This is a genomic window from Streptomyces europaeiscabiei (genome assembly GCF_001550375.1).
GTDB lineage: Bacteria > Actinomycetota > Actinomycetes > Streptomycetales > Streptomycetaceae > Streptomyces > Streptomyces europaeiscabiei.
Genome location: NZ_LRTR01000794.1, coordinates 1 through 25,546, shown reverse-complemented (window position 1 = coordinate 25,546; position 25,546 = coordinate 1). Strand labels below are relative to the sequence as shown.

20 protein-coding genes are annotated in these 25,546 nt (G+C 68.3%); 6 read left to right on the top strand and 14 right to left on the bottom strand.

The genetic code is table 11. The features are described from left to right. Window positions 1–227: 227 nt before the first annotated feature. On the top strand, window positions 228–521 hold the full coding sequence (locus AWZ10_RS39050; protein WP_037691666.1) for a DUF397 domain-containing protein: 294 nt from the start codon (window positions 228–230) through the stop codon (window positions 519–521). A 348-nt stretch (window positions 522–869) separates the two neighbouring features. Here AWZ10_RS39050 and eccD read toward each other — a convergent pair whose 3' ends face one another. Continuing rightward, window positions 870–2,405: a type VII secretion integral membrane protein EccD gene (eccD, locus tag AWZ10_RS39045; RefSeq protein WP_408992926.1), complete on the bottom strand. Its 1,536-nt coding sequence runs from the start codon at window positions 2,403–2,405 to the stop codon at window positions 870–872. Window positions 2,406–2,737: 332 nt separating this feature from the next. Here eccD and eccCa point away from each other — a divergent pair, with 332 nt between their 5' ends. Continuing rightward, window positions 2,738–6,712 (top strand): type VII secretion protein EccCa, encoded by a 3,975-nt coding sequence (eccCa, locus tag AWZ10_RS39040; protein ID WP_060893400.1) that lies wholly within the window; start codon window positions 2,738–2,740, stop codon window positions 6,710–6,712. 402 nt (window positions 6,713–7,114) lie between these two features. On the opposite strand, the gene AWZ10_RS39035 is transcribed toward eccCa, so the two are convergent. From AWZ10_RS39035 to AWZ10_RS39000, 9 genes are all read right to left on the bottom strand, one after another. Then, the gene (locus AWZ10_RS39035) at window positions 7,115–7,414 is read right to left on the bottom strand and encodes a WXG100 family type VII secretion target (RefSeq protein WP_046706002.1); all 300 of its coding nucleotides are present in this window, start codon (window positions 7,412–7,414) and stop codon (window positions 7,115–7,117) included. Window positions 7,415–7,488: 74 nt separating this feature from the next. Beyond that, window positions 7,489–7,833: a WXG100 family type VII secretion target gene (locus AWZ10_RS39030; protein WP_046706001.1), complete on the bottom strand. Its 345-nt coding sequence runs from the start codon at window positions 7,831–7,833 to the stop codon at window positions 7,489–7,491. A gap of 96 nt (window positions 7,834–7,929) precedes the next feature. After that, window positions 7,930–9,114, bottom strand: a complete 1,185-nt coding sequence (locus AWZ10_RS49010; protein ID WP_079104623.1) for a S8 family serine peptidase — start codon at window positions 9,112–9,114, stop codon at window positions 7,930–7,932. Between the two features lie 139 nt (window positions 9,115–9,253). Beyond that, window positions 9,254–11,023 (bottom strand): WXG100 family type VII secretion target, encoded by a 1,770-nt coding sequence (locus AWZ10_RS49005; protein ID WP_079104620.1) that lies wholly within the window; start codon window positions 11,021–11,023, stop codon window positions 9,254–9,256. Window positions 11,024–11,025: 2 nt separating this feature from the next. Continuing rightward, window positions 11,026–11,466: a hypothetical protein gene (locus AWZ10_RS39020; RefSeq protein WP_060893398.1), complete on the bottom strand. Its 441-nt coding sequence runs from the start codon at window positions 11,464–11,466 to the stop codon at window positions 11,026–11,028. 1,091 nt (window positions 11,467–12,557) lie between these two features. Then, window positions 12,558–13,070 (bottom strand): hypothetical protein, encoded by a 513-nt coding sequence (locus AWZ10_RS39015; RefSeq protein ID WP_060893397.1) that lies wholly within the window; start codon window positions 13,068–13,070, stop codon window positions 12,558–12,560. A 59-nt stretch (window positions 13,071–13,129) separates the two neighbouring features. Continuing rightward, window positions 13,130–13,627, bottom strand: a complete 498-nt coding sequence (locus tag AWZ10_RS39010) for a hypothetical protein (RefSeq protein ID WP_046705999.1) — start codon at window positions 13,625–13,627, stop codon at window positions 13,130–13,132. Window positions 13,628–13,671: 44 nt separating this feature from the next. Next, window positions 13,672–15,006 carry a hypothetical protein gene (locus tag AWZ10_RS39005; protein WP_046705998.1) on the bottom strand — a complete coding sequence of 445 codons (1,335 nt, stop codon included), beginning with the start codon at window positions 15,004–15,006 and terminating at the stop codon, window positions 13,672–13,674. An 11-nt stretch (window positions 15,007–15,017) separates the two neighbouring features. After that, on the bottom strand, window positions 15,018–15,431 hold the full coding sequence (locus tag AWZ10_RS39000) for a hypothetical protein (protein ID WP_046705997.1): 414 nt from the start codon (window positions 15,429–15,431) through the stop codon (window positions 15,018–15,020). 359 nt (window positions 15,432–15,790) lie between these two features. Here AWZ10_RS39000 and AWZ10_RS49000 point away from each other — a divergent pair, with 359 nt between their 5' ends. After that, the gene (locus AWZ10_RS49000) at window positions 15,791–16,144 is read left to right on the top strand and encodes a DUF4333 domain-containing protein (protein WP_078935443.1); all 354 of its coding nucleotides are present in this window, start codon (window positions 15,791–15,793) and stop codon (window positions 16,142–16,144) included. Between the two features lie 354 nt (window positions 16,145–16,498). Here AWZ10_RS49000 and AWZ10_RS38990 read toward each other — a convergent pair whose 3' ends face one another. From AWZ10_RS38990 to eccB, 4 genes are read right to left on the bottom strand one after another with little or no spacing between them, the layout of a single operon-like run. After that, entirely contained in the window at window positions 16,499–17,446 is a 948-nt protein-coding gene (locus AWZ10_RS38990; RefSeq protein WP_159058523.1) for a hypothetical protein, read from the bottom strand. Beyond that, window positions 17,350–18,048: a hypothetical protein gene (locus AWZ10_RS38985; protein WP_060893395.1), complete on the bottom strand. Its 699-nt coding sequence runs from the start codon at window positions 18,046–18,048 to the stop codon at window positions 17,350–17,352. Before AWZ10_RS38985 ends, AWZ10_RS38990 begins: the two co-directional genes overlap by 97 nt. Beyond that, window positions 18,036–19,484 carry a type VII secretion-associated serine protease mycosin gene (mycP, locus tag AWZ10_RS38980; protein WP_244172701.1) on the bottom strand — a complete coding sequence of 483 codons (1,449 nt, stop codon included), beginning with the start codon at window positions 19,482–19,484 and terminating at the stop codon, window positions 18,036–18,038. The genes AWZ10_RS38985 and mycP overlap by 13 nt, the downstream gene beginning before the upstream one ends. A 5-nt stretch (window positions 19,485–19,489) precedes the next feature. Then, window positions 19,490–21,013 carry a type VII secretion protein EccB gene (gene eccB / locus AWZ10_RS38975; protein WP_060893394.1) on the bottom strand — a complete coding sequence of 508 codons (1,524 nt, stop codon included), beginning with the start codon at window positions 21,011–21,013 and terminating at the stop codon, window positions 19,490–19,492. Between the two features lie 204 nt (window positions 21,014–21,217). Here eccB and eccE point away from each other — a divergent pair, with 204 nt between their 5' ends. The 3 genes from eccE to AWZ10_RS54515 form a co-directional block, all read left to right on the top strand. Then, a complete protein-coding gene (eccE, locus tag AWZ10_RS38970; protein ID WP_060893393.1) occupies window positions 21,218–22,591 on the top strand; it encodes a type VII secretion protein EccE in 1,374 nt (457 codons plus the stop codon). Next, complete coding sequence (locus tag AWZ10_RS38965) at window positions 22,591–23,370, top strand: hypothetical protein (RefSeq protein ID WP_060893392.1); 780 nt, start codon at window positions 22,591–22,593, stop codon at window positions 23,368–23,370. The genes eccE and AWZ10_RS38965 overlap by 1 nt, the downstream gene beginning before the upstream one ends. Before the next feature lie 296 nt (window positions 23,371–23,666). Continuing rightward, a partial coding sequence (locus AWZ10_RS54515; protein WP_279616670.1) for an SCO5717 family growth-regulating ATPase occupies window positions 23,667–25,546 on the top strand: 1,880 nt, incomplete at its 3' end.

Here is a 25,546-nt window from a genome sequence, read left to right as displayed (position 1 = left end):
GCCCCCCCCCCCCCCCCCCCCCCCCGCCGAGAAGAGAAACCTTTGTTCCGAAGGGGCGGGCGGGAACCGGCCGGGCCGGACGACAGCGGCGGCCGCCGGCGCGGTGCGCGTACATCGGCAATCCCCTGACCAGGGGGAACAGCGGCAAGTACGGTGGCCGTGCAGCTTGTTGACACAGAGCTCGTTGGCACGGAGCTCGTTGGCACAGAAGAAGGGACCGAGCCGCGATGGCCGAGACCGAGGACAAGGAACTCAAGGCGCGCAAGGAGCGGGAGAAGGACGAGCTGTACGCCCTCGACATCTCCGGCGTCGAGTGGCACAGCGCGCCGGGGACCGAGGATCAGCAGGAGCGGGTCGAGATCGCCTACCTCCCGCAGGGTGCCGTGGCCATGCGGTCCTCGCTCGACCCCGACACCGTGCTGCGGTACACCGAGGCGGAGTGGCGGGCGTTCGTGCTGGGGGCGAGGGACGGGGAGTTCGATCTGGAGCCGGCCCCGCACAACGGGGGACCGGACGCGTAGGCCTGGCGGTGACGGGCGGGGGCAGGGGGCCGGCAAGTCGGTTCCCTGCCCCCGCCCGTTCGGTGTCGGCCCGGCGAAGGACCCGAGCAGGGTGACTCGCCTCCGCCTGCCACCGCAGGTCGGGCCACGAGCCGCTTTCCCGACGTTGCCTGCCGCGACGACAACGGAAGCGACATACGAACAGCCCGGTGACATGTGCGTCGCCTCGTACGCCGCTTCACCGATGGGCACCCCGGGCGAGGATTCGGGCCACAGCGCTGATCCGCCCGTCACGTTGACGACGAGGTAACCCTGCTCCTTGCCGACGAGGCAGGTCCATACGGCACCGAAGGCGAGCCCGCCGCGGCGCTAGCTGGTCATGGCCCGAGCCCGCGCGTACACGTCGAAGACGGCCAGGGCGAGCGGGACCAGTGTGAGCAGGACGAAGCTCTCGGCGATCTCCAGGAATCGTCCCCAGAACGGGGTCACACCACGCTGCGGGGTGATGAGTCCGATCGCGGTGACCAGGACGGCGGCCACGGCGATCGCTGCGGCGAGCCAGACGCTGCGGATGTCGAGGGCGATGGTGTCGCCGAGGGCGGCGTCGCGCACGTAGTCCTGCGGCGGGTTCAGTACGAGCCCGACTCCGAGGAAGACCAGGGCCACGAGGCCGGCCGCAAGGGCGGCACCGACCTGTGCGGTGTAACGGAAGAGGTGGGCGCGCATCAGCATCGCCACGCCTGTGGACAGAGCCAGCAGCTCCGCCCACACATCGCCGGAGAAGCCCAGGACGATCGACGCGCCCACGGAGACGAGCGCGCAGCCGCCGACGAGGCCGACGAGAAGCTCGTGGCCGCGGCGGGCCTGGGCTGCGATGCGCTCGACGTCGATGGGCTCCTGCGGGGCCGGCTCGCCCGCGTCGTAGCCGCCCCAGGACGGATTGGGCTGTTCGAAACCGATCGGCAACCGTGCGAAGCGCATGGACAGGCCGGGCAGGAAGGCGAGCGCGACGACGGAGAGCGGGGCGCAGACGGCGGCCGTCTCCATGGGCCGCAGGTTCGTCAGGATGGCGATGAAGGTGGTGATCAGACCGACCGCTGAGGCGAAGACGAAGGCGACGAAGGGTCCGTCGCCACCGGGCGACAGCAAGGTGAGTACCACGGCGGCGAGCAGAACCGCCGTACAGGCGAGCAGAAACTGCAACCGCCCGATGCCCTGCCCCTCGGAGAGAGGGAGCAGTCCGGAGCCTGCAACGGCGACGTTCGGCAGGGCGCCCAGACCGAGGGCGATCGCGGAGCCGCGATCGCCGTACACGCGTGCGCGAACGCAAGCGATGCTGAGCAGCAGGACCCCGCAGACGCCGGCGATCACGCCCTGCAGGCTGTTCATGTCGTGGCGGATCTGGGAACTCCAGGCCACGAACGCCAGCAGGGCAGGCAGGACACCGCCCGCGACGAGGCCGGCGGCCCGGGTGAGCTCGCCGTTCCACAGGGTGCGATCACGGGTGACGGCGGCGGCCACCGCCTCGGACACATCGTCGAGGACGGCCGGGGGCAGTGACTCGGCGAACGGACGCAACGCGAGCAGCTCTCCGTCGAGGATGCGCTGCGCCACGAGCGACCGCGCACCGTCGAGGACCGTGCCGTCACGGCGTACGAGGTGATAGCCGACCGGAGCGCCCTCGTCCGGGCTCTGCTGGGAAAGCCTCAGGATCTCCGGGTACAGGTCGGCGACCGGTACGTCGTCGGGCAGCGCGACGTCGATGCGGCTGTCGGGTGCCACGATGGTGACCCGGCAGAAGCCGAAGCCCATGCCTGCCCCGGAAGGGGCTCCGTCGGCCCCGGAAGAGGCTCCGGTGCCCGGTCCGCCGGTCGCGCCGACCGGCGCGGAGGCCGTGATACTCACCTGCTGTTCCCCCTCGTCGGTGGACGGGTGGTGTGCGATGCCGCCCTGCACCCGCTCGCCCGCAAAGATCCTGTGTAGGTTGCACCGCGTCACCCCCGCAGCCGGGCAACGATGCCCTCACGCCCGGGAATTGCGGGGAGCGGCGCTTGGTTCCGAGCGGTGCGGATTGCCCGGTTTTCCCGGAACGATTCGCAACTGCTCACGCATTCACCGGGCACCCTACCGCCCGCCGGTGTCGACGGTTGTCAGTAGGATCGCCGTTCGCGACCGACGTCGGCCGGACACGGGGCGGCGGACGAAACGACTCGGTCCGGCAAGGGAATTGGTGCGTAGTGAGCCACATCGTCGTCAAGCGCCCGCCGCGGGTGCTGCCGAAGGAAGTGCCCACGGACGAGGTCGTGCTGCAGCCTCCGCCGGAGCTTCCGCGGGGGCAGCAGGAGGGCGCGCTCATGCAGCTCCTGCCCATGCTCGGCATGGGCGGTTCGGTGGTGTTCTTCTTCAACCCGCAGGCTCAGCCCTTCATGAAGATCATGGGCATGGTGATGGTGGCTTCCACGATCGCGATGGGCGTCGCGATGCTGGTCCGCTACCGCCGCGGCAACCAGGGGCAACTGGCGGACATACGACGCGACTATCTGCGCTATCTGTCGCAGACCCGGCACCGGGCCATGGACACCGCCAAGGCCCAGCGCGACGCCCAGTACTACCTGCATCCTTCACCGGAGCAACTGTGGGCCCTGGTCGCCGAGGGAAGCCGGGTGTGGGAGCGGCGCACCGGTGACGAGGACTTCGGGCAGGTGCGAGTGGGGCTCGGCCCGCAGGCCCTGGCCACTCCCCTGATCACGCCGCAGACCGCTCCGGTCGACGAGTTGGAACCGCTGACCGCCGGGGCCATGCAGCGTTTCCTTGCCACGCACAGCACGCTCGAGGATCTGCCGATGGCGGTCTCCCTGCGCGCCTTCTACCACGTGACGATCAGCGGCGAGCCCGGCACCGTACGCGGAACCGCCCGAGCGGTCGTGGCCTGTCTCGCCGCGCTGCACTCCGCCGAGGACTTGGTCGTCGCAGTCGCGACCGGGCGGGAGACGGCACCCGAGTGGGAATGGGCGAAGTGGCTGCCGCACACGCAGACGCGGGGCGGGGCGGACGGCGCGGGCAGCATGCGCCTGATCACGATCGATCCGATGGAACTGGAGGACCGGCTGGCCGGCGTCCTCCAGGGCCGCCCCCGTTTCCACCCCGCCGCTCCGCCGGCCCCCGAGCAACCGCACCTGGTCGTCGTGCTCGACGGTGTTTCGCTACCGCCCACTTCCCTGCTGGCCGGCCCCGAAGGTCTGCAGGGCGTGACGGTCGTCGAGATCGTCCCCGGCGACCTCAGTTTCGGGCGCGGCGACCTCTCCGTCATCGTGCACCCCAGGGAACTGCGCCTGGAGTCGGCGCACGGCATGGTGTACGAGGGCACGCCGGACGTCCTGTCGTACGAGGCCGCCGAAGCTCTTGCCCGGCAACTGGCGCCGCTGCGCATGGCATCGGGCGGCGACGACGGCGAACCACTGCTGGCGAACCTGGATTTCACGGAACTGCTGAATCTGGGCGACGCGGCCTCGGTCGACCCGCGGCGGACCTGGCGCCCGCGTTCTCAGTCGGAGCGGCTGCGGGTACCGATCGGCCTCGGCGAGGACGGCCGGACCGTGATGCTCGACCTCAAGGAGGCCGCACAGGAGGGAATGGGTCCGCACGGCCTCTGCGTCGGCGCGACCGGCTCCGGGAAGTCGGAGCTGCTGCGCACCCTGGTCCTGGGTCTGGCTGTCACCCACTCCTCCGAGACGCTGAACTTCGTCCTGGCGGACTTCAAGGGTGGTGCGACCTTCGCGGGTATGGCGCAGATGCCCCATGTGGCGGCCGTGATCACCAACCTCGCGGACGACCTGACCCTGGTCGACCGCATGGGCGATTCGATCCGCGGTGAGCTGAACCGCCGCCAGGAGCTGCTCCGCGATTCCGGTAACTACGCCAACATCCACGACTACGAGAAGGCCCGCGCGGCCGGCGCCCCGCTCCAGCCCATCCCGTCGCTCGTCCTGGTGATCGACGAGTTCAGCGAGCTGCTCACCGCGAAGCCGGACTTCATCGAGATGTTCGTCCAGATCGGCCGTATCGGCCGTTCCCTGGGCGTGCACCTGCTGCTCGCCTCGCAACGCCTGGAGGAGGGCCGCCTGAGGGGGTTGGAGACCTACCTGTCGTACCGGATCGGTCTGCGGACGTTCTCGGCGGCGGAGTCACGCGCCGCGATCGGCGTCCCTGACGCCTACGAGCTGCCGAACGTGCCGGGCTCCGGCATTCTGAAGTTCGGCACGGAAGAGATGGTGCGCTTCAAGGCCGCGTACGTCTCCGGCGTGTATCGCTCGGATTCCCAGCAGGCCGTCGTGCCGGGCGGGCAGCTGCCGGTCGACCGTCGGCCCGTGCTGTTCACCGCGGCCGAAGTCCCGGTGCAGTACGCGCCGGTGCCGCAGCAGCGCCGGGAGGAGCCCGACGAGCAGCAGGACGACGCGCTCGCCGACACGGTGCTGGACGTGATCGTCCGGCGTCTGGAGGCGCAGGGGCCGGCCGCCCACCAGGTGTGGCTGCCCCCGTTGGACAGTCCGCCGTCGCTCGACTCCCTGCTGCCCGGACTCGCTCCGGTGCCCGGCCGCGGCATGACACAGCCCGGCTACGAGGGCGCGGGCCGACTCGTCGTCCCGGTCGGCATCGTCGACAAGCCGTACGAGCAGCGGCGCGAACCGCTGTGGACCGACTTCGGCGGCGCGGCCGGCCACATGCAGGTCCTCGGCGGCCCGCAGTCCGGCAAGTCGACGCTGCTGCGTTCGATCGTCGCGTCGTTCGCACTCACCCACACCCCTCACGAAGTCCAGTTCTACGGGCTCGACTTCGGTGGTGGCGGTCTGTCGGCCGTGGCCGACCTGCCGCATGTGGGCGGGGTGGCCTCGCGCCTGGACCCCGAGAAGGTCCGGCGCACCGTGGCGGAGGTGTACGGCGTCCTGACCCGGCGTGAGGAGTACTTCCGCGCCGCGGGAATCTCGTCGATCGCCGACTTCCGGGCCCGTCGTGCTCGGGGTGACATCTCGGTGGCCGACCAGCCCTGGGGCGATGTCTTCCTTGCCATCGACGGCTGGGGCAACTTCCGCCAGGACTACGAGGCGTTGGACTCGTTGATCCTGGACATCGCGGCGCGCGGCCTCGGTTACGGAGTCCATCTGATCCTCACCGCGTCGCGCTCCATGGAGGTCCGCTCGAACCTCAAGGACCACCTGATGAACCGCCTGGAGCTGCGGCTCGGCGACCCCATGGACTCCGAGTTCGACCGCAGGGTGGCGGCGAACGTTCCCACAGGTGTTCCCGGACGCGGTCAGACGCCGCAGAAGCAGCACTTCATGGCAGCGGTCCCACGTATCGACGGCCTGTCCTCCGACACGGATCTGGCGGAGGCGACGGCGGGCCTCGCGGCCGAGGTCGGCCGCCACTGGCAACAGCCCGGCGCTCCCGAAGTGCGCCTCCTGCCACGGGAGTTCCCGGCTGCGCAGCTGCCGCCGGGGGACCGTTTCCCGAACCGCGGCATCTCCTTCGCCCTCGACGAGGACAATCTCGAACCGGTCTTCGTGGACTTCGACCAGGACCCGTTCCTCCTCGTCTTCGGCGAGAGCGAGTCCGGTAAGTCGAACCTACTGAAGCTGCTCATCAAGCGCCTCACGGAGCGCTACGACGGCAACAACTGCAAGCTGTTCGTGGTCGACAACCGCCGCTCGCTGCTGGGTGTCACCCCGCCTTCCCACCTGGCGGAGTACATCCCCATGTCGAACCAGATGCAGCACCACATGGACGCGCTGGCCGACCTCATGCAACGCCGCACGCCCACCGCGGAGGTCACGCCGGAGCAACTGCGCGACCGCAGCTGGTGGCGCGGCCCCACGGTGTTCGTGATCATCGACGACTACGACCTGGTGTCCACGTCGAGCGGCAACCCGCTGTCGGGACTCACGGACATGCTCCCCTTCGCCCGTGACGTCGGCGTCCGCTTCATCATCGCCCGCTCCAGCGCGGGGGCCGGCCGCGCCGGCTACGAAGCCTTCACTCAGCGCATCAAGGAACTCGGCGCGCAGGGCGTCGTCCTCGCGGGCGACCCGGGCGAGGGCGACCTGCTGGGCGGCGTGCGGCCGCGGCCGATGCCTGCGGGGCGCGGTGTGTTCGTGTCTCGGAAGCGAGGGAAGCCGTTGGTTCAGGTCGGGCTGGCCGAGGGCGAGAACGTGTGACGGCCTGACCGCATGGTGGCATGACGGCCTGACTGCCTGACTGCCTGGTGGTCGGCTGACGTTCGAGGGTTCTGTCGGCCCGGCCGTGGTCGCTTCGGCGGGCGCGGCCCGGAAGGCAACGCGGGCAGCTCGGGCAGCTCGGGCAGCTCGGGCAGCTCGGGCAGTTCAAGTGTGCATGGCAGGGGTCTCCGCCATGAATGAGCGGTGTAGGGCCGCTTCGATCAGGGGTTGCGGCATGGGAGTCGCGTCCGGCGTGGTGGGCCGACGGAGGCCCTGAACTCCGGGCACGAGAGCAGTGCCTATCGGTAGGTCGGCCCCCGGACCGTTCGACGCGCCCTGAGCAGCGACGGGGTGGGCGCCTCCCGTGCGCGCCCACCCCGGACTGCTTCATGAGGCCTGGTGCTACTGAAGGTAGCTGGCTCCCTTTTTGTCGCCCTCCATGTAGGTACCGCCCGCCGTAGCCACGACATGGCCGATGCCCGTGAGCGCCGTGTGGATGTCGGTGGCTTCCTTGTCCCACCGTTCCAGCTTCACCTTGAACGTGTCCTGGGCCTCACCCTCCCAGTACTGCACACTGTTCTCGACGAGCCTCTTCAACTCCTGCAGGTCCTGCTCAAGGTCCCTCGCCTCGTTAGCGATCTTGGTCGCCGTGATGTCGAGCGCGTCATAAGTGACGGAAAGCCCATCGGTGTTGTTGCCCATGCCTGCCTACCTCGTCTCGCTGGTGCGTGCCTGATGAGTGCCGGTGTCCGGCCTGGTCCCGGGTGCGGCTCGACTCAGTAGGAGCTCAGAGGGGAGACCGTGGGGGCACCGTCCTGGATGTCGATCCTGTTGACCGCCGCGCGCACCTCGTCCTCCTTGGTGTCGATGATGTTGCGCGCCGAGGTCATCGCCTCGATGACCTCGGCGAGGATGTTGCCCATGCTCCGCAGCGACTGGTTGATCTCGAACTGCTTCTTGTCGAACGCGGCCCGGCCGATTCCGTCCCACTGACCGGTCTCCAGGCTGTCGATGATTCCCTGAAGCCTGTGCACACGCGACTTGACGTTCTCGTACTTCGCGAGCATCTGCTTCTGGAGCAGGATTACCGCATCGTTTTCGAGCTTCTGCTTGCCGACCATGGTCAGCTGTCCTTTCCAGTTCTGTTTCCTGATCCAACTGTTTTAACTTGAGCCGAACAGCAAAGGGATCCTCACAGCCCTATACGGCTGCCGAGGTCACCTTGCACGTCGCGCCCGCATTACGACCACGCCGACACCACCGATCACGGCAGCTGCAGCGGCTGCGCCGAGGGAAATCCACAGCGTACTGCCGCCATTAGGCTTTTCTGCGGCTGATCCAGCTGCAGAAACACCGCCTGTGGAACCCTTTTCGGGGACTTGCGATGCGGCTGACGGAGAAGGGGAGGGCGAAGGTGAGACGGCGGATGAAGATTTGGCCAGGAGGTCTCCGCCGTTGTCCTTCGCGAGGGGGTCGACGTTCGCGGCGCCTGCGTCGTAGTCGGGGTTCTCTAGGACCTTGCGCGGGCGGACCATTCCGTAACCGGCGTACTTACTCGGATCATCCTTCGCCCATGTGCGACTGGCTGTGTCGATGAGGGATCGGGTGACCTGGTTCACCGTCCAGTCGGGGTGGGCGGACCAGATCAGGGCGGCGGAGGCTGAGGTGATGGCAGCTGCGGCACTCGTGCCTTGGTCCTCATCGCAGTACGAGCGGAGGTTTCCGTCGCACCAACCAGGGAAGCCCTGCCCTGGCGCCACGAGATCCACATAGTTCCCGGACGAGGCGAACTCCGATACCGTGCCGGATTCATCTGTCGCCGACACGCCAATTACATAGGGGTACGCGGCTGGATAACCAATGCTGCCCTTGTCACGGCCCTCGTTACCAACGGCTGCGATCATCAGCTTGCCCTTCGAAGCGGCGTACTCGATAGCCGCCTCCTCCTTGGAGCTCGGGCCCAGCGCTCCGAACGACATGCTGATGATCTGCGCATCGGTGTCGGCTGCCGCCCTGATCGCGTCTACAGATTCGGGGGTCTTCTCCTGTTCCTCCGCCCCACCCTTCAGGCTCTCAAGGCCAATCCGATATGGAACAATCTTCGCCCCCGGCGCCAACCCCTGCAGGCCTCCTCCTGCTCCGGTACCTGCGATCAGCTCTGCCATGGTTGTTCCATGACCGGAGGAATCGTTCGTGGCACCGTATGCGACCCTCTTGGGCACATCCTCAACCAGGACCTGCCCCTTCAGGGACGGGGTATCTGCCTTCACTCCACTGTCGATGACAGCGACCTTGATGCCCTTGCCTGTGCTGACCTTCCACATCTGTCCGGCCTGCATCGGTTCCAGGTACCACTGCTTGGACTGGGCGTCGTACGCAGCTGCACTGGGGGCGAATCCCATGCTCACGACCGCCAGGACACCGACGACCGCGTTCACTGCCCCCACTCGTCTACCGAGGCGCGGTGTGTGGAACGTGGCCCGTTCGGCTCGACGGCTGGTCCCTGACGTCATCGTGTTCCGTGTCCTCGCTCGTGCTTGGTCAGTTGACGGCCGGCGGCACATCACGCCGCGGCCTGTTAGGCAGGTGTGTCTCTTCGTGTTCGACCCGATGGTCCGGACGCGGCGATCCCTGGGCGTTCCCATCGTCACCGGGCGCCGCGCGGCCAGGGCCGCGCACGAGGCCGGTGCCGCCACGTGTCAGGCCATTGCGCTCGGCTCCCGCAACGGAATTGCGTGCGGCTGGCCTGCCCGTGACGGTCTCGGATGTCCCTGAACGCCCACGAGGGGGTGTCACGCTTGGACTCGACCTCGCCGTGGACTCGGGCACTCCGAAAACCCCACGCTGCAGGGGTCGACCAGTAGCGGGCCGTGAGTTGGTCACTCCCTCGCCACCGATAACCGTCCCGCGAGGAATCCTGTGGCCGCCCTGCGTGGAAGCGTCGCCAACAGCCCTGGGCTGTCCCCCGACGACTCCGTCGGCCCGACCAGCTCCGGTCATGGGACCGCTGTTCGCCCGCGGGGCAGCAGTGCCGCCGACTTGCGGTACACCACCAGTGACCGCTCGGCCCATCTGCGACGCATGCGATCCGGGCACCATGCCTCTGGGAGTGGGCTGCCCGGTCGAGGTCGCACGCCCCATTTGGTTCACGGGCACTTGTCCCGCTGAGCGCCCAGGACCTGAATTGGTCAAACCGGGCGTACCAGCGCGCCCCTGAGCCGACGCAGGGTTACGAAGACCACCAATTCCGTCCAGGTTCCGGCCTGCCCTGCCGTTGGAGACCGGTGTCCCCAAGCCACCTTCGAACATGCTCGGCTGCCCGCCACCCGAAACAGGAGTACCCAATACCGGAGGCGTGTGGCCTGTCGCAGGCAGGGTCATGGACGGTGGCAACGTGCCGACGCTGTCGATATTGATACCCACAGGCTCACCGGAGTACGTGATCTTGCCAGTGACGTCCTTTGCGGACCTCGGGTTGTCGCTCGCCCCATGCCTAGCGGCATCATCCGTCACGGTAGCGTGACGGCCCACGACAGTAGCCGTTCCGAACTCTCCAGTGGCACCGGAAGCAGGTCCGCCGGGGCGATACTCCTTCGCAGGCTGCGGAACTCCCACGTCAGGCATGGCCGTGAACTCCGGCGTCTTGTCCTTGGCGGGCAGGGATGCCAGCACCTCTTCGGACACCGCGTAGTACGAAGCCAACCGGTTCATCTGGTTGATCGCCTCCTGGCGGTCCTTCTCCACCCGTACGGCAGTCGCGTACTCGCTCTTGTCGGCGGCTTTCTCAGCCTCAGTGAAGTGCTCGGGCCGCTTGCGGCTCACTTCCGGATCACGAGACGGCATGGCACCGCGCACAGACGCGAGACCCACGGCGGCAGCGGTGATCTGATCCCCTGCCGCTCCGGCGAAGTCACTCAAGTGATGCGTGTTGGTGACGAGCGAGCCACCCCACTTACGGAAAGCCTCACCCGCCTCTCCGACCCAGCGGACGTTGTCGATGTGACCTTCGAGTTCGTCAGCTGCCGCCTTGATGGCGTCGCGCGCATCCCACAGAGCCTTGCCCGAGGATTCCAGGTCCTCCGGGTCCGTCTGCTCGACGAGGTCGATCAGCTGATTGAGGTCGAAGTCACGCTTCTCAAAGTCCGTTCGATCCGTGACAGTCCGCCCGAACGAACTATCCACGAAGGCCGAGCGCATCATGCGGTTGAGTAGCCCACCTGTCGGACGCTCCGCAAACCCACGGACGATATCCGTGACGCCGTTCTGCCCCTCGACGCGGTCGAAGTCCGCCTCGTGCTGTTTGTCAGTCATCGTCACGCCTTCATGCCGCTGCGACCGCCGTTGGTTCGCTGCTTGCCATCCTGGATCTCCCTGATCTGCCCCTGGATGGCGTAGAACCGCTGACGCAGTTCCTCTTCGAGATTGTCGAAGCCTCGATGTGCACCCTGGACCGCGATGGCGGTCGCTTCAATCTGCAGATGAAGGGTCTTGGACAGGAACGTGAGCTCCTGATGGACCCGGTCGTACTGCGCGTAGAGGCCGCCCGCCTCAGGGAAGATGCCATCCGCACCCGCGCTCAGGGACGTGGGCCTGATCGTCTGGGCACCCACCTTCGTCGGATTGCCGGCAGACGTCTCAAGGTCGCGGAGAACCGCGTCCACACGCTTCACGAACTTGTCCAGCGCCTCACCGCTGACCTCCAGGTTCGCAGCCCTGGCCGCCGACACGCCCCCCGCCATGTCTGCCGGAAGCACGACGCTCCACCCCGTTTCCCCGTACATCCATCGGCCACGACCAGATCGAGACCGACCAACCACTCGCCGTACAATCGCAAAGCGAACTGCGCCTCACAACGCTTTACCACTGTAGTCAACCTGCGCAACAGGGCCAACAGCGCTGTGTGTCAGCTCGGTTAGGAGACCGATCTACTGCCACGCTTTGCCCGCCTTGCCTGTTCACTGCGAATGGGTGTGGACGACGGACCGGACGCCGGGCCCGCGCGGCTCTACCCATGATTCAGTGCGGCCACGGAGCACGGCGTCATACTGCTTGCGACCTTCATCAGACTCGCGCAGATGATCGATCAGGCCCCTGCGTCAACTCCCTTACCCGGCGTCACCACCGATCGTCGACGACTTGTCCAGCGGCCAAGTGCACCTTGACCGGCGGGCCGCACTGTCTCGTGCATGAACAACCCCTGACAGGTACCTGCGACAGTCCTTGCAACCACACATCTGGTCATGCAGGTGTCCAAGCAGCACCGTGAACGGGCCGTCGCTAACGTCCGCGTCACCTGCCGCCCGGCCGAGCATGTCGCCGACGAAGGCGAGGAGTTGAAGCAACTCCTCGAAGAGATTAGAAGAGTCGAAAACAGATACGTCAGCTGTCTCTCCCCGGTGCTCCCCGCCTTCCCAAGCGAGCGTCCAGGGAATCACGATGGTAGCCAGCCCGTCGCCACCCAGAGTGCAGTTCTCGTGTGGGGCGCCAGCTCGGGTTGCCTCCTCCGCCGCGACTCCGTCGCCAGACCCGCTCGATACGTCCAGGTGGTCGTCTGCCGGGTACCGCTCAAACGTCGTTCAGACGGAGTGCCGACCGTCAGCAGCACTCTCGCGGCGTGGCCGAGTCGCCGGAGCGACGATCAGGCGACAGGAGAGTCGGGGCCATAACCAACCGGGCAGACGTCGGACGTGGCGTGGCGAAGTTGCGCTCCAGCACGTAGGCCAGGCCGACATCAGGCAGGCGGGCTGCTCCCGGTCCCCGGCCGAGCGCACCCGGTTCCGCTACCTGTCTGGGCAAACTGTGAAGTAAACCGCACACCAAGGCTGTGAGTCGAGTCCCATCGGCCTCACAGCTTGCCCGTGATGACTCCACGCCAGGTCCACCCCGCACCCAGGACCGTGTCCTGCAGGGGGTTCTTCAGCTCAGAGCTGTCGAACCTGAATGCCTCGGTCGCTTCGAGGCCACCGTCTCCACCCCCGCCCAGCGTCCAGCGCTTCGAGACCGTCTGCACCTGGCCACGTTGAGCCTCGGCTGCGATGGCCAACCTGGGGGTGTCGCCGACCCACGTCACCTCGTATTGCTGGTCGAGGGAACGGACTTCGTTCTTCTCCGAAACCAAGCGCATACGGACCTGGAAAATCCGACTCACCTGCGCGCGGACGAAGAAAGTCTGCCAGGCCGGGTCCAGGATGCGCCACTCGGCCACTAGGTCGGCGCCTTCGGCACGGCCGTCCCGGATGACGTACGGGACATCAGGGCTGTTGAGGCCGAGCAGGGCCGCCTGAATCTCGGCGGCGGATCGCGGGGCGACACTATCGGCGGGGCGTTTGGTTCCGGTCAGCTTGTCGAAGAGTCCCATAAAGTCAACCTATGAGGGGCCGGGTTGCAGGTGCAAGATCTGCGCTTGCGCCGAACATGCTACGAAGCCGCGTTGGAGACCGGAGTGACTGTGCGTACGAAGTCCTGGAAGTCGTGCAGGACAGCGGGGTGTTGAGATGCAGTGGATGTCAGGACCAGGCGGATCACCACCCGCTCGTGCGGATCGGCAACGTCCAGCATGGACAGGTATACCTGGGACTGAATGAGGTCTCGGGGTACGCCGCCGACGACGGCCGAGACGGCCAGCGTCTGCGTAAAGCCGGGCGCGCCTGCGGAGCCGATCTCGCGGCGGCTGCCGACCACAACAGACGCAGCAGCCTGACTCAAACGCTCCACGGACTCGTGGGCGATGTCGAACAGCGTCGCCGCGTCCGGTCGGTACGCGCCATCGATCGTGATGTTCGCGGTGAATCCAGCATCCGGTTGCGGATGTAGTGCGACGAACGCCGCGCCCGGTGCGCTGACCTCATCCGGCGGTGCGGCGCGCCAGCCTTCCGGCAGTTCGAACTCGATCGGCATGGGCAGGGTCGTGGGCATCTCGGGCCCTCCTTACTGCTGCAGTGGGTGCACGGGAGCATGCGTCAGAACAGGCTGCCGAGCGCATCGCCGACCGACCCGGCCGCGTCGCCCAGGGCATCGACCGCATCGCTCGCAGTGTCGGAGACCTTCCCCGGATCAACGGTGACCTCAAAGCCCACGGCACCACCGAGCCCGACCGCGGCACCCGCCTTCGCGCCGATTTGCCACTTGCCGTCTGTGCCCTTGCCGAGAGTAGCTTCGGTCTCGGCCCCGACACCAGCCCAGCCCTCGACCGTCCCGCCCGCACCGATGCCACCGATGTCCGCGCCCTCCGCGACGCTGGCCTTCGCGCCGGCGAACGCCTCCGCGCCCGCATTCGCCCCCTCGATGCCGAGTCCGGCATTCACGCCGGCCTCGTAGCCCGCCTTGGCCTCCGCTCGTCCGTAAACCCCTACAGGGCCGACGTCGGCTGTGCCCTTGGCTGAAGCCTCGGCGCCCGCGAAGGCACCAGCCTGGCCGCTGATGCCTTCGTTGGTGACGATGCCAGCCGCAGAGGCCTTGGCGCCCACAAAGGCTTCGGCCTCCCCAGCAAGCTTGAATGGGCTGTTGGTGAGCGAGCCCTCCGCGCTCGCACGGCCCAGATCGGCATGCGCCTCGGCCTCGGCCAACTTGCCAGCCGCGGCATCGGGTCCGGTGACCGACGTCCCGACGCCGGGGCCGGAGGCCTCGGATTCACCTTCGGAGACCCAACCGTCGGTCTTCGTAGTGGCCTTGGGGTCCGGCTTACCAGCTTTCGCCAGGTCACCCTCGGCCTGCGCGTTGAACCCGCCGATCCCAATACCGTTGGGCGAGACGTCACTCGTCGCGCGGGCAAGCGCCCGCTTCACGCTCTGGTCAGCGTCGTCGACAGCCTTGACCGACTTGGCGATGTCGTCGGTCCATCCCTGCGCCTTCTCGCGGGCGTCGGCCATCAGTTGGGAGTAATCGGGGTCGTGCTGGAGGGCGTACTTCTCCCGTTCGGAGAGCTTGTCATATCCGACGTAGGTCGCCTTGCCGGAGCTGTCGACCTTGTAGTCCTTCTCCTCAGCGTCCTGGACGAGGTCCTTGACCGCCTTCTGTAGGCGGATCAGCTCGATGTGCGCATCCGTGAGAAGACTGGCGACGGCCAACGCCTCCACCTTGGCTGCTCCGAACTCGAAGGCCGTGGCCGAGGCGTACTGCTGCTGCGTGTCGTAGGCAAGCCCCTGCCAGTTTCCGTTGCCCAGCACAGCCTGTACGTGCTTCTCATAGTCGGTCTTCAGCTCACCGAAGCGGTCACCCATCTTCTTCCACGCCTCGGACACGTCCGCGAGCGGAGACAGATCGGTCGTCATCACATCGTGATAGTTCAGCGTCATGGCGCTCCCCGTCACATCCCGTCGAAACTGCTGGGGGGCCGTACCGCTGCCGCCTGCGCGCCGATGGCGGCGTCCTGGTTCTGAAAGAGATTCTTCGTGCCGTGCAACGCGTCCAACTCCTGCTGCAGCCGCCTCATCAGCCGATTCGCCTGTCCCTGCCAAACAATCAACGCATCGGAGACACCCTGGTCCGAGGCCCAACCGGAAAGCCCCTTCAGCCCGGTGTCCTGCTTGATCAATGGGCTCGTGGGGGCCACGGGGGCCATAGAGGCGAGGAGGGGCGGACGCACCGCTCCACCACCGTCTGACATGCGAGCAGCTACCTGGGTGTCCGGCATCAGTTGCTCTTCCATGAACTTCGCGGCGCGCTTCTTGTCGCTCGGCGAGCTCGCGAGCTTCTGCTCGCCACCACTTCCGGATCCCATAAGCAACCCCCGTTACTGGCGCCTCATCCGCCTCACACCCCACAGGCGCAACACGGAAGCTTCCCGTGCACACTACCGGTGGATCCGAACCCAGGCGCTCCGCTCTCTACCCAAACAAACTGATGCACAGAACCTCACCAAGTACTCATGGAGCTCTATTGATTGACCATATTCAGGCTGACATGGAGTCAGCTCCCCATGCTCCATCTCCTTAACAAGGCGATGCATGCTCACAGAGCCAATAGAGCGCTTGCCCACCAGTTCACGTCAGTGAGCCCCTTCTGCAACATGCCCGGAGCGCTTCTGCCCAGTACGCTTCCTGAATCTTCTAGTCTTGATCACCAAGAACGGAGCCCTCCATGACCTTGGCCCGCTTGTCCACAGCAACTTGGAGCCTCTCGGCCGTGGCCATCGGCATGCTGCTTGTCGGCTGCTCAGCCTCGGTCGACGTCGGAACGTCCACGCCGAAGATGTCCTCGGGAAAGCTGGCCACCATCGTCGCAGACAAGCTCTCCGCCACAACGGGCCAGCCGAAGCCGGACATCACCTGCCCCGAGGCCCTAGCCGGGAAGGTCGGCACCACCACCCGTTGCACCCTCACAGCGGACGACGGCAGTACTTTGGGCGTGACGGTCGAGGTGACCTCAGTCGATGGAGACCAGATCAACTTCGACTTGGAGGCCGACAGCACGGCTTCCCCGGCTCCGAACTGACAGCTGAGCCTTTCCGAGTTACCCCTCGCGAGCGAAGATGGCTTACGTGTGATCACGAGCAGTGTGCGGAGCACGCAAGTGTTGCGGTTCGAACTGGTCGGCAAGGGTTTAAGAATCCGTCACCGCGTCAGCTCAGCGAAGGCACGCTCGACAGCCGCGCTGAGCAGCCTGACGAGCGCGGAGGCCGTCCGCCTCTCTATCAGCCGTCGTGGCCCTTGCCTTGGGACGCTGACAGAGGTGCGCAAGATGCCATCGGCAGGCGGTCGCGGATGGAGTCGGGGCCGACTATGCGGAGGAAGGGCAGTTTGCCGCCGGTGATGGTGAGGCCCTGTCCGCTCGCGCCCTACGACCGGCCTATGAGCGTGGTGAACACTCCGGGCTAAGGCCTGTCCCACAGCCCCGCTCCAAGCCACCATCCAGCGACGGCATGAGCTGGCACCCCGAGAAGAGAACGAAGCCAGCCCTGACTAACAGAGTGATGCGGGCGACGGCCAAGGCCGAATCAGGGACTTCAAGCGCCGGTTGGCGGCCTTCGCAGCCGTGCCCGTGGCCATGCGTACGCAGGGGGATTGTTGACCAGGTTGTCGAGCATCGTGCCGAATCTTGTGTCTCGACCGACGCCGCCACGTCTTCGACCTGCTCGCCCACCGGTGCCTTCTTGCTGCCCTTGCTGCAGGTCAGGATCAGGGGCATCGGCGCCTCGCCGCCGCTGCAGAAGTGTTCGCGTTCCGTTATGGCATTGGCGACGTGTACAAGGATGCGGAACCCCGTGGGTATTGACGCGTTGCCCATACCCACGGTGACGTACATCTGTGACGCCGGGCGAACACGTCCGGTGAGGCCCTTCGGGCACTCAGCGACGATCCAGAGGCTGCCCTCGTCGTCACTGTAACGGCCGGTGATGCCGTGGGCTTCGTAGCCCGGAGACAACAGGTCTTCGGTCTTCACCTCGTACGGAAGGTCGTTAACGAGCGTCGCAGCCTTGACGTGCACGCCACTCTGGCCCTCCCAACCGAGGGCGCAGTTCAACATCGAGCGGCTCTCCTGACCGGGGTGCAGCAGGGTGCCGTACTCGTCGAGCGTCCCGCGTACGTCGTCAGATACGTGGGCACTCAGTTCCTCGTACGGCAGCAGCCTTCCGCATGCCCGCTTCAACTGAGCTCTGTTGGCAGCGAGATGACCGCCCTGGTCGCGTGACATCAGCGTCAGACCGGCCGAGCAGAACGAGCGCCAATGCTCCGAACAAGGGCCGCGGCAGATCTCGGTATCCGCCCCATCGGTTCTGTCGTTGAAGGCCAGCACTCCCCGTCCCGCACCTCCGCAGCCAGCCGATACCCCCGATAAGTCACAGGCCCTGGCCCACCGGTGATACCCGGTGGCGTGTAGTCGTCCTCCTTCGATCGGATACGCTCGATGTGAGTACAGAACGCGGCGCCCGCGCCGTCCCCCTTGACTGTGAAGTAGGCGTCGGAGTCGGTATTGGCGTCAGCGGGGTACGCGCTCACGCCTGACTGCGGGGCATCGCCGCCGCCGTTCTGCGCGACCCTGTCCTGGATGAGGGTCGCGTAGTCATCGAAGTAGAGCGAGTCGCCGGTCTGGTCGGTCCGGTACATGTAGCCGTCCAGGCCGTCCGCGGCCCCCTGCACCGCAGTGGTCAGTTCGCTGTCGTCCCACGACGCGTCGTCGGCGACGCCGAAGCTCTGGATGGCCAGGTAGATGCCGACACCGGCCGCGGTGACGAGGATGACGCGGGCGGCGGTGAAGGCCGCGTCGGGCAGTTCCTCAGCCGACGGATTGATACTGGAACGCCAGGCGCGGACCCGGTCCGCCTTGACGCAGGCCATGGCAAGAAGTGCGGCGGACAGGATCAGGCCCAGCACGGTCAGTTCGGTCAGCGCGTCCATGCGTCGCCACCCAGCCGTCCCAACCGCCGCTGCCTGCGCCGTCCGTCCCGCACCGCCACCGCCGTGCCGCCCAGGCCCGCCACCAGTACCAGGCCGCCCACGACCACGTAGGTCGCCAAGCGTGTGTTCCGTTCCTCCGCCGTTTCGCCGAACCGCAGTGGGGTGACCGCAGGGGCCTCGCCCTTGGTCACGCCGTCCTCGGGCTTGGGACTCTCGACCGGGTGCTCCGGGTCCACGTCCGTCAGGGCTTTGACGGGGTCGACCACTCCCCAGCCGACTAGGGGGTCGTGGCCGGGGATCGAGCGTTCCGCCGTCTGCTCGATCTGGGCGACGATCTGCTGGGCCGACCACGTCGGGTACTTGGACTTCAGGAGGGCCGCCACCCCGGCCACGTACGGCGCCGAGAAGCTCGTGCCGTTGTCGGAGCAGTGCCCGCCGCCGGGGACCGTGGAGATCATGTCGACGCCGGGGGCCGCCACCCCTACGAAATCTCCCGATTGTGAGAAGGAGGCGCGCTCGTTGTTGCGGTCGGAGGCCGCCACCGCCAGGACTCCCTTGTACGACGCCGGATACGTGACCTTGACGTTGCCGCCCAGGCCGTCGTTGCCGGCCGAGGCGACGACCACGACGTCGTTGTCAAGGGCGTGGTCGACGGCCGCCTCCAGCCGCGCGTCGGGTTTCACGGCGTTGGCCGTGTCCTGGGAGATGTTGATGACATCGGCGCCCTCGTCGACCGCGTAGCGGATCGACGAGGCCAGGGTGAGGGCCGTTCCGTCGCCCTCCGCGTTGTTCTGCTTGACCGGGATGATCTCGGCGTCCGGGGCCAGGCCAACGAAGCCGGTGCCTTTCAGGGGGCGGGCCGCGATGATGCCGGCCACCCGCGTGCCGTGACCCACCGTGTCGGTGGTGCCCTGGTCGTCGCCGCGGTCGATCTTCTCGCCCTTGAGGTTCTCCGCGGGAAGGTAGTTCGCGCCCTTGGAGGCGTCCACGGCCTGCGTGAGCTGGCGGTTCTTGACGTCCACCCCGGTGTCGATCACTGCCACCTGGACGTTCTCACCTGTGGACAGGGCCCACAGCTCGTCGAGGTTGACGCGTTGCAGCGACCAGGGCCGGCCCGCGTAGTTCTTCGACGAGAACGTGCACTGGCCGCCGTCCGCCCAGGCAGTGGTCGTCGGCAGGGCGACCACCGAGGCGGTGGCGATCAGCGTGGCCGCGGCGGCCAGGGCCGCCGGCCTTGCACGCCAGCAGTTCCGGAACTCCCGCGTTCCCGCTCTCCGCCCGCTGCGCACCTTCGGCGCCCTCTCGTCCACCCCGGCGCGCCCGGTCACCTTCGGCATGGCTGTGTTCACTCCGGCGTGCTGCCCCGTCACCTTCGGCATGGCCTTGTTCGCCCTGGCGAGCTCCGTCACCTGCGCCACCGCTTCGATCGCCTCCACCCCGACTACGAGCCCTGTGGCTGGCGCGCCGCCGCCTCCGACAGGCGCGGGCCCGTCGGCAGGAACGTCGACCACTGCACGGGGACCGGCGAGGGCGTCACCTTCTCGTAGCCGAGCCGGGTCTGGGCGATCTTCGCCTCGTTCAGCTCCTCCTCTCGCCGCTTGGCGGAGGTGCCGACGCCGTCGTCGTCGGTGACGCTGTCGCTGTTGGACTGCAGGGCATAACGCAGGCCCGTGTCGGTCACCAGGAAGACGCCGCCCGCCGTCGTCTCCGTGCCCTGGAACTGGCGGTACAGCTGGCCGGACCCGGGAGTGACGTATGCGCTGGAGGAACCGGTGGGCAGCTGGGCGGGGAAGTCGGTACCCACCCAGGTGGACAGTGTCGTCCTCCCCTTCGAGCCGACCGAGAGCAGGACGTTGCAGACGGTGTTGCGGCCGGAGGTGGCGTCGGCGCCGTCGTTCACCGTCTTCGGCCTGGCCGTCGGCCAGGTCCTGTCCGCCGCGAAGGTCGTACTGTCGGCGACCGCGCTGGGGTGCACCTGTTGCGCCTCGCCCGCCTGTCCGACGTCGACGAGGTCACCACTGTTGAGCAGCAGCGTGGCGACGAACGCGGAGATCCGGGCCACCTCGCCCGGCAACACCACGTAGTACTGCATCCGCTGGCCGTCGTATGCCTTGATGACCTCGCCGACCTTGTCGTACTGCTCCAGGCCGGTGGAGGCGTTCGCCTTCGCGCCGGGCGTGCCGTCGATCTCGGGGATGGAGATCGGGTCACCCTTGTGGAGGGTGTCGAGCCATTCCCGGGACACCCGCTGCGGCTCCCGGCCCTGGGTGTCGAGGGCCTTGAGCAGTTCGGTGTCGGCCGGGTCGGCCAGTCGGTACGCGGTGCCCCGGGCGTCGACCACGTACCGGCTCTTCTCGTCCGGGCCGACGACGTACATCAAGTCGCCGCCGGAGAGCCTGTTGGCGCCCGCCGTCCTGGAGAACTCCTTCTCTGCCAGGACGAACGCGGCCTTCTGGATGGCGCGGCCGCCGTCACCGGGACGCTCGCACACCGCCCAGCGCTTGGCGGTCTCCGCCTCGTCCGCGGAGGGCAGGCGGTCGGGAGCGTAGGGGATCCCGATCGTGGCACCGTGCGGCGGTTTGCCGCTGTCCAGGATCTTCTCGTCGACGGTGACGACTACGGCCTTGCCGGGGTCCAGGAGCAGCTTGGCCGACGCCATGTTGAGAACGGGATGGAGCTGCTTCTGGCCGTCCGTCTTCAGGACCACGTACCGGGTGGTGGAATCGCTCGCCACGATGACGTGCTCCTCCGCCTTGTCCCAGCCCTTGGGCGCCGTTGGGCTGAACATGCCGATGCCCCCGAACACCGCGAGAATCACCACACCGACGATGACGCCGGGCCACAGCGCCCGCAGCGGCTTGGGGGCACCTTCCTCCGAGCCCGACGGAGAAGGCTGAAGGAAGGATGCGAGCGTACGGCGCTTCGCGAAGGTGTAGGCGTTGAGTTCGTCCCGCCGTGATGCCATCTGTGTCCGCTCTCTCCCCGTGCGGAGCCATGGGGAACCTGTGAAGATCCGTCCCCGTCCTCAATTGCCTCTGGTGCCCAGGCTGTCAGAGCCGCCCCCTACTATGCCTGTTGCGTGACTGTGCCGGTGGCACGGGCAGGGTGCTCAGGATCCGAAGAGCCCTGGGCGCAAAGCATTTCGGGAGAGTTCGGGGGTTTTGGAGCGATGGCTTCCGCAACACGGGCCCGGTCGCGATCGCAATCGGGTGACGCGCGCCGGTCGCGTTCGCACGGCTCCGCCTCTCCCGATCCGACAGCGCGGTCGGGAGCGGCGTCCGCCACCTCCACGTCGTCCCGCGGGTCCGTCTCGCCCCATCTGATGTCCCACTCGGGGCGCGGGGGTTCGTTCGCGGTACAGCGGCTGGTGATGCTGGAGGCGGCGGCCGCCCTCGTGGTGGTCGGATGGCTTCTCGGCACGCTCGCGCTCATGTCGGCGACCGTGGCCGCGGCGGTGCTGGTCGTACTCGCCCTGGTACGACGCCGTGGGCACTCCCTGCCCGAGTGGTTGGGCTCGCTGCTGGCACTGCGGGCCCGTATGCGCAGGGCCGCGAGCACGCCGGTGCCCCCGGGGATCGATCCGGGTCTCGCGCCCGCCGTGGAGTGTGATCCGAGTCTGCGGACGTACAGCTTCCACCGCGGCGATCGCCGAGATCAGCGGCCGGTCGGCATGGTGGGTGACGGAGGGTTCCTCACCGCACTTCTCCAGCTGGAGTCGGACACCGGCGCCCTGCGCGCCGAGCGCGGTCGCCGGCCGCTGCCCGTCGCGCTCGTACAGGATGTCCTGGAGGTCGACGGGATCCTGCTGGAGTCGGCGCAGGTCCTGGTGCACACACAGCCGGCGCCCGCGCTGCACCTGCCCCAGCAGTCGGTCGTGGTGAGCAACTACGCGCCGCTCCAGGCGCAGACCGGGGCTCCCGCGGTGCGCATCATATGGATCGCGTTGAAACTCGACCCCGAGTTGTGCCCGGAGGCGGTGGCCGCGCGCGGCGGCGGTCTGCGCGGGGCGCAGAAGTGTCTCGTTCGGGCGGCGGAGCACCTGTCCAGCCGGCTGACGGGGGCGGGCTTCCGGGCGGGCATCCTCACGGAGGAGGAGCTGACGGCCGCGCTCGCCACCTCAGCGTGTGCCAACCCGATGGTGACCGCGCAGGCCGCACAGACGGGGCCGGAGGAGGCGCCGCAGCGGCGGACCGAGGAGTCCAGCCGCAGCTGGCGCTGTGACAACCGCCGCCACACCACGTACTGGGTGCGCCGCTGGCCTCAACTGGGCGGATCCGGCACCTCGCTGGCGCAGTTGGTGGCACAGCTGACCGCGGTTCCCGCGCTGGCGACGACCTTCAGTCTGACGCTGGCCAAGGGAGGCCGACAGGATGTGGCCCTCACCGGTCACCTTCGCATCACGGGTCGCAGCAACCAGGAGTTGACCGACGCGCGGCGTGATCTGGAGCACGCCGCGCGGCAGGCGCGGACCGGGCTCGTGCGACTGGATCGTGAACAGCTGCCCGGTGTTCTCGCCACCCTGCCGCTCGGAGGCGCCCGCTGATGACCGTCACGACATCGGCCTCGCCGTCCTCCCCGTCCGGGCCCGAGAACCCTTCGGGGGCAACAGGGTTCGCGCAGCGGCTGCGCACCGGGTTCGGGCTGCTGGGTCCCCGGCATCCGCGGCACACGCTGCCCGTGGAGCAGGTGGGTGCGCTCTCCCTGCCCGTCGGGGACGACGGCGTGGTGGTGGGCGTCGACCAGCAGGGCCGGCCCGCCGTTCTCGGGATCAACCGCCCGACCCCGTTCGACGTGGTCCTCATCGGCGGTCTGTGGACGGCACAGGTCCTCTCGCTGCGCGCGGCGGCGACGGGGGCCCGTGTGGCGGTGGAGACGGCACGCGGACAGGCCTGGATGCCGTTGGTGCACGCCATGGGCGGCGGGCAGAACGGCCTGGCCGTGTACGACGTCGGGCGCGTGCCACCACAGGGCGCGTCGGCGGGCACACCGGTGCTGGTGGTGCGTGACTGCGGCATGCGGCCGCCGCGCGGACGCGTGACGTCGGCGCCCTGGCAGTCCGTGCTCACGCTGCTTCCGTATCTGAGTCCGGTCGCGCCGCGATTGATGCGCCAGGCTCGTCTCGTGGGCGTCCAGCGGGTGTCGCCGGACGAGGCGACGGAGATCGGGCGCGTGATAGGGCTTCCGCGCCCCGAGACACGGTCGCTGCCCGGACTGCAGGACGGCATCACGCTGTGGTGCGCCGAGCGGGACCGCCAGTATGTGATGACGCAGGCCACGGACGCGGAGACCGGTCTCCTGGGTGTGGCACGTCGTATGGACTGAACCGACTGCGGGACAAGCCGGAGGCGTGAAGATCGAGTCCGGATACTATGTCCAAGTTACTCCATTTTTGGGCTACTTGAGCGCTTGGCCGAGGCCGGTCGGGAGAGACGGGCCTGCCGGGCCCGCGGTTTTGATGATTAGGCTGGGGTGCAGCACGTCGCGAGTTGCCCGCACGCGGGTGGTACGGGCTGTGCGACTTGGCCCGGGGCCCGAGGGGGGACCAGCCCGGCGAATCAGACGACAGGAACGGTCGCCCCAGCACGGCATGAGGGTGCTCGACCACACCAGGAGGAACTGTGAGCAGCGATCGGGACGGGATGCGCGGGGGCTGGGCCACACCCGACGATGACCAGCCCGACGCGGAGTCCGCCATCGAGATGACGGGCGAGTTCACCATCGACTACGCGCCGCCTGCCTGGTACACGCAGAACGCCTCGTCGGGAGGGCCCGGTCCGGAACCGGGTGTGGCTGCTGACACGGGCGCGGGTGCGGGTGTCGTTCCTCCGGCCGTCGGTTCCGCGACGCCTCCGTCAGCGCCACCGGTCGGTCCTCCTCTCGACATGTCCGGTGTGCCCGGTTCGTTTCCGCCGCCCTGGCCCCCGTTGGCCGCCGCGCCCGAGGCCGGTGTCGGCGGTGGGAACGACGGGGACATCGAGAGCGGCGCGACCATGCGGATTTCCGCTGCCGCGTTGAAGCGTGAGATCGGGGACACGGCTGCGGCCACGGGTGCCTCCGGCGCGGGGACGAGTGCGGTCGCCGGGTCGGATGCGAGTGCGGGTGCGGGTGCGGGTGCTGTCGGGGATACGGCTGCGACTGCGACCGCTGGTACGACTGGTGGTGCGGGCTCGCCTTCGGGTGCGGTGGCCGACACGGGTGTGAGTGCGGGCACTGCCTCCGGTGGTGCGGTGGGCACCGGTGACTTCGAGCTGAACGCGCCGCAGGTGGCGACCCCGGAGTCGACGAGCGCCGCGGGCTCCGACGCCGGGGCAGTGGCCGGTGTCGGCGGCAGTGACGGTGCGGGGATGCCTGACGCCGAGGACGTGACGGAGTCCGGTACGGCCGCGGTGGCGCAGCCTCAGGGACCGGGCAGCGCCGGTGCCGGTGCACAGGCCGGTGCCGGTACACAGGCCGCTGCTGGCGTACAGGCCGGTACCGGTGACGGCGCCGTCGTGCAGCCCGCCGAGGCTGTCTCGTCCGGCGAGGGTCAGGACGCCCAGGGCCGTAGCGGTCGGGGCAGCGACGGCGGTGCGGCCGCCGAGGGTTCGGCTGCCACGGACGCGTCCGGCGAGCCCGGTGCCTCCGAGGGCGAGCCGGCCAGTGGTGCCGTGACCCCGGATACCGCCTCCGACGGGGCCGAGTCGACGGATGCCGCTCCGCAGGGCACCGTTGCCCAGGGTTCAGTCCCGCAGGACTCCCCGCCTCAGGGCTCCGCCCCACAGGCCCCTGCCCCTCAGACTCCTGCTCCTCAGGCCTCCGTCTCCCAGGCCGTCGCCCCTCAGGCCCCCGCTCCTCAGGCCCCCGCTCCTCAGGACCTCGCTTCGCAGGGCTCCGGCTCCCACGACGCCGCCCCTGTCTCTGCCCAGCCCTCCGACGGTGTCCCCGGCACCACCGGGGCCCAGGGCAGCGCGCCGCAGTCCACCGAGCCCCAGGCCGCCGCGCCTCAGCCAGGTGCGCCCCAGGACACCGCGCCCGCTCCGGGAACCCCCGGGGATGTACCGCAGACGCCGCCGGTCTGGACGCCGACGGCACCGCAGGGTGTGCTTCCGCCGTTGCCGCCCGCCTACCAGCCGGCCGCACCCGCAGCGCCCACCTCGGGAGCGCAGTGGCCCCCGTCCGCGCCCGCGGCGTCGGCGTACCCCGAGATGCCCGGCCAGCAGCCGGCGGCCGTACAAGGCGAGGCGTCCGTGCCGCCGCAGCAGCAGCCGTTCCACCCGCAGGCCCCTCAGGGCGCGCCCGCGGCCTGGGGCAACCCGATCGACGCCACCCCCGGTGCATCCGACGTGCCCGGTGCGCCCGTGTCACCCGGCACCCCCGGTGCCCCCGTGTCACCCGGCATCCCCGGTGCCCCCGTGTCACCCGGCATCCCCGGTGCCCCTGTGTCACCCGGCGTGCCCGACGCCCCCGGTACGCCGACCACCCCGGCCCCGACGCCCCCGCCCGGCCAGCAGCCGGCGGC

Coding starts and splice junctions, on each gene's coding strand:
- AWZ10_RS39050 (WP_037691666.1), top strand. CDS start 228: ATGGCCGAGACCGAGGACAAGGAACTCAAGGCGCGCAAGGAGCGGGAG.
- AWZ10_RS39035 (WP_046706002.1), bottom strand. CDS start 7,414: ATGGGCAACAACACCGATGGGCTTTCCGTCACTTATGACGCGCTCGAC.
- AWZ10_RS39030 (WP_046706001.1), bottom strand. CDS start 7,833: ATGGTCGGCAAGCAGAAGCTCGAAAACGATGCGGTAATCCTGCTCCAG.
- AWZ10_RS49010 (WP_079104623.1), bottom strand. CDS start 9,114: ATGGGATTCGCCCCCAGTGCAGCTGCGTACGACGCCCAGTCCAAGCAG.
- AWZ10_RS49005 (WP_079104620.1), bottom strand. CDS start 11,023: ATGACTGACAAACAGCACGAGGCGGACTTCGACCGCGTCGAGGGGCAG.
- AWZ10_RS39015 (WP_060893397.1), bottom strand. CDS start 13,070: ATGGGACTCTTCGACAAGCTGACCGGAACCAAACGCCCCGCCGATAGT.
- AWZ10_RS39010 (WP_046705999.1), bottom strand. CDS start 13,627: ATGCCCACGACCCTGCCCATGCCGATCGAGTTCGAACTGCCGGAAGGC.
- AWZ10_RS39005 (WP_046705998.1), bottom strand. CDS start 15,006: ATGACGCTGAACTATCACGATGTGATGACGACCGATCTGTCTCCGCTC.
- AWZ10_RS39000 (WP_046705997.1), bottom strand. CDS start 15,431: ATGGGATCCGGAAGTGGTGGCGAGCAGAAGCTCGCGAGCTCGCCGAGC.
- AWZ10_RS49000 (WP_078935443.1), top strand. CDS start 15,791: ATGACCTTGGCCCGCTTGTCCACAGCAACTTGGAGCCTCTCGGCCGTG.
- AWZ10_RS38985 (WP_060893395.1), bottom strand. CDS start 18,048: ATGGACGCGCTGACCGAACTGACCGTGCTGGGCCTGATCCTGTCCGCC.
- eccB (WP_060893394.1), bottom strand. CDS start 21,013: ATGGCATCACGGCGGGACGAACTCAACGCCTACACCTTCGCGAAGCGC.
- eccE (WP_060893393.1), top strand. CDS start 21,218: ATGGCTTCCGCAACACGGGCCCGGTCGCGATCGCAATCGGGTGACGCG.
- AWZ10_RS38965 (WP_060893392.1), top strand. CDS start 22,591: ATGACCGTCACGACATCGGCCTCGCCGTCCTCCCCGTCCGGGCCCGAG.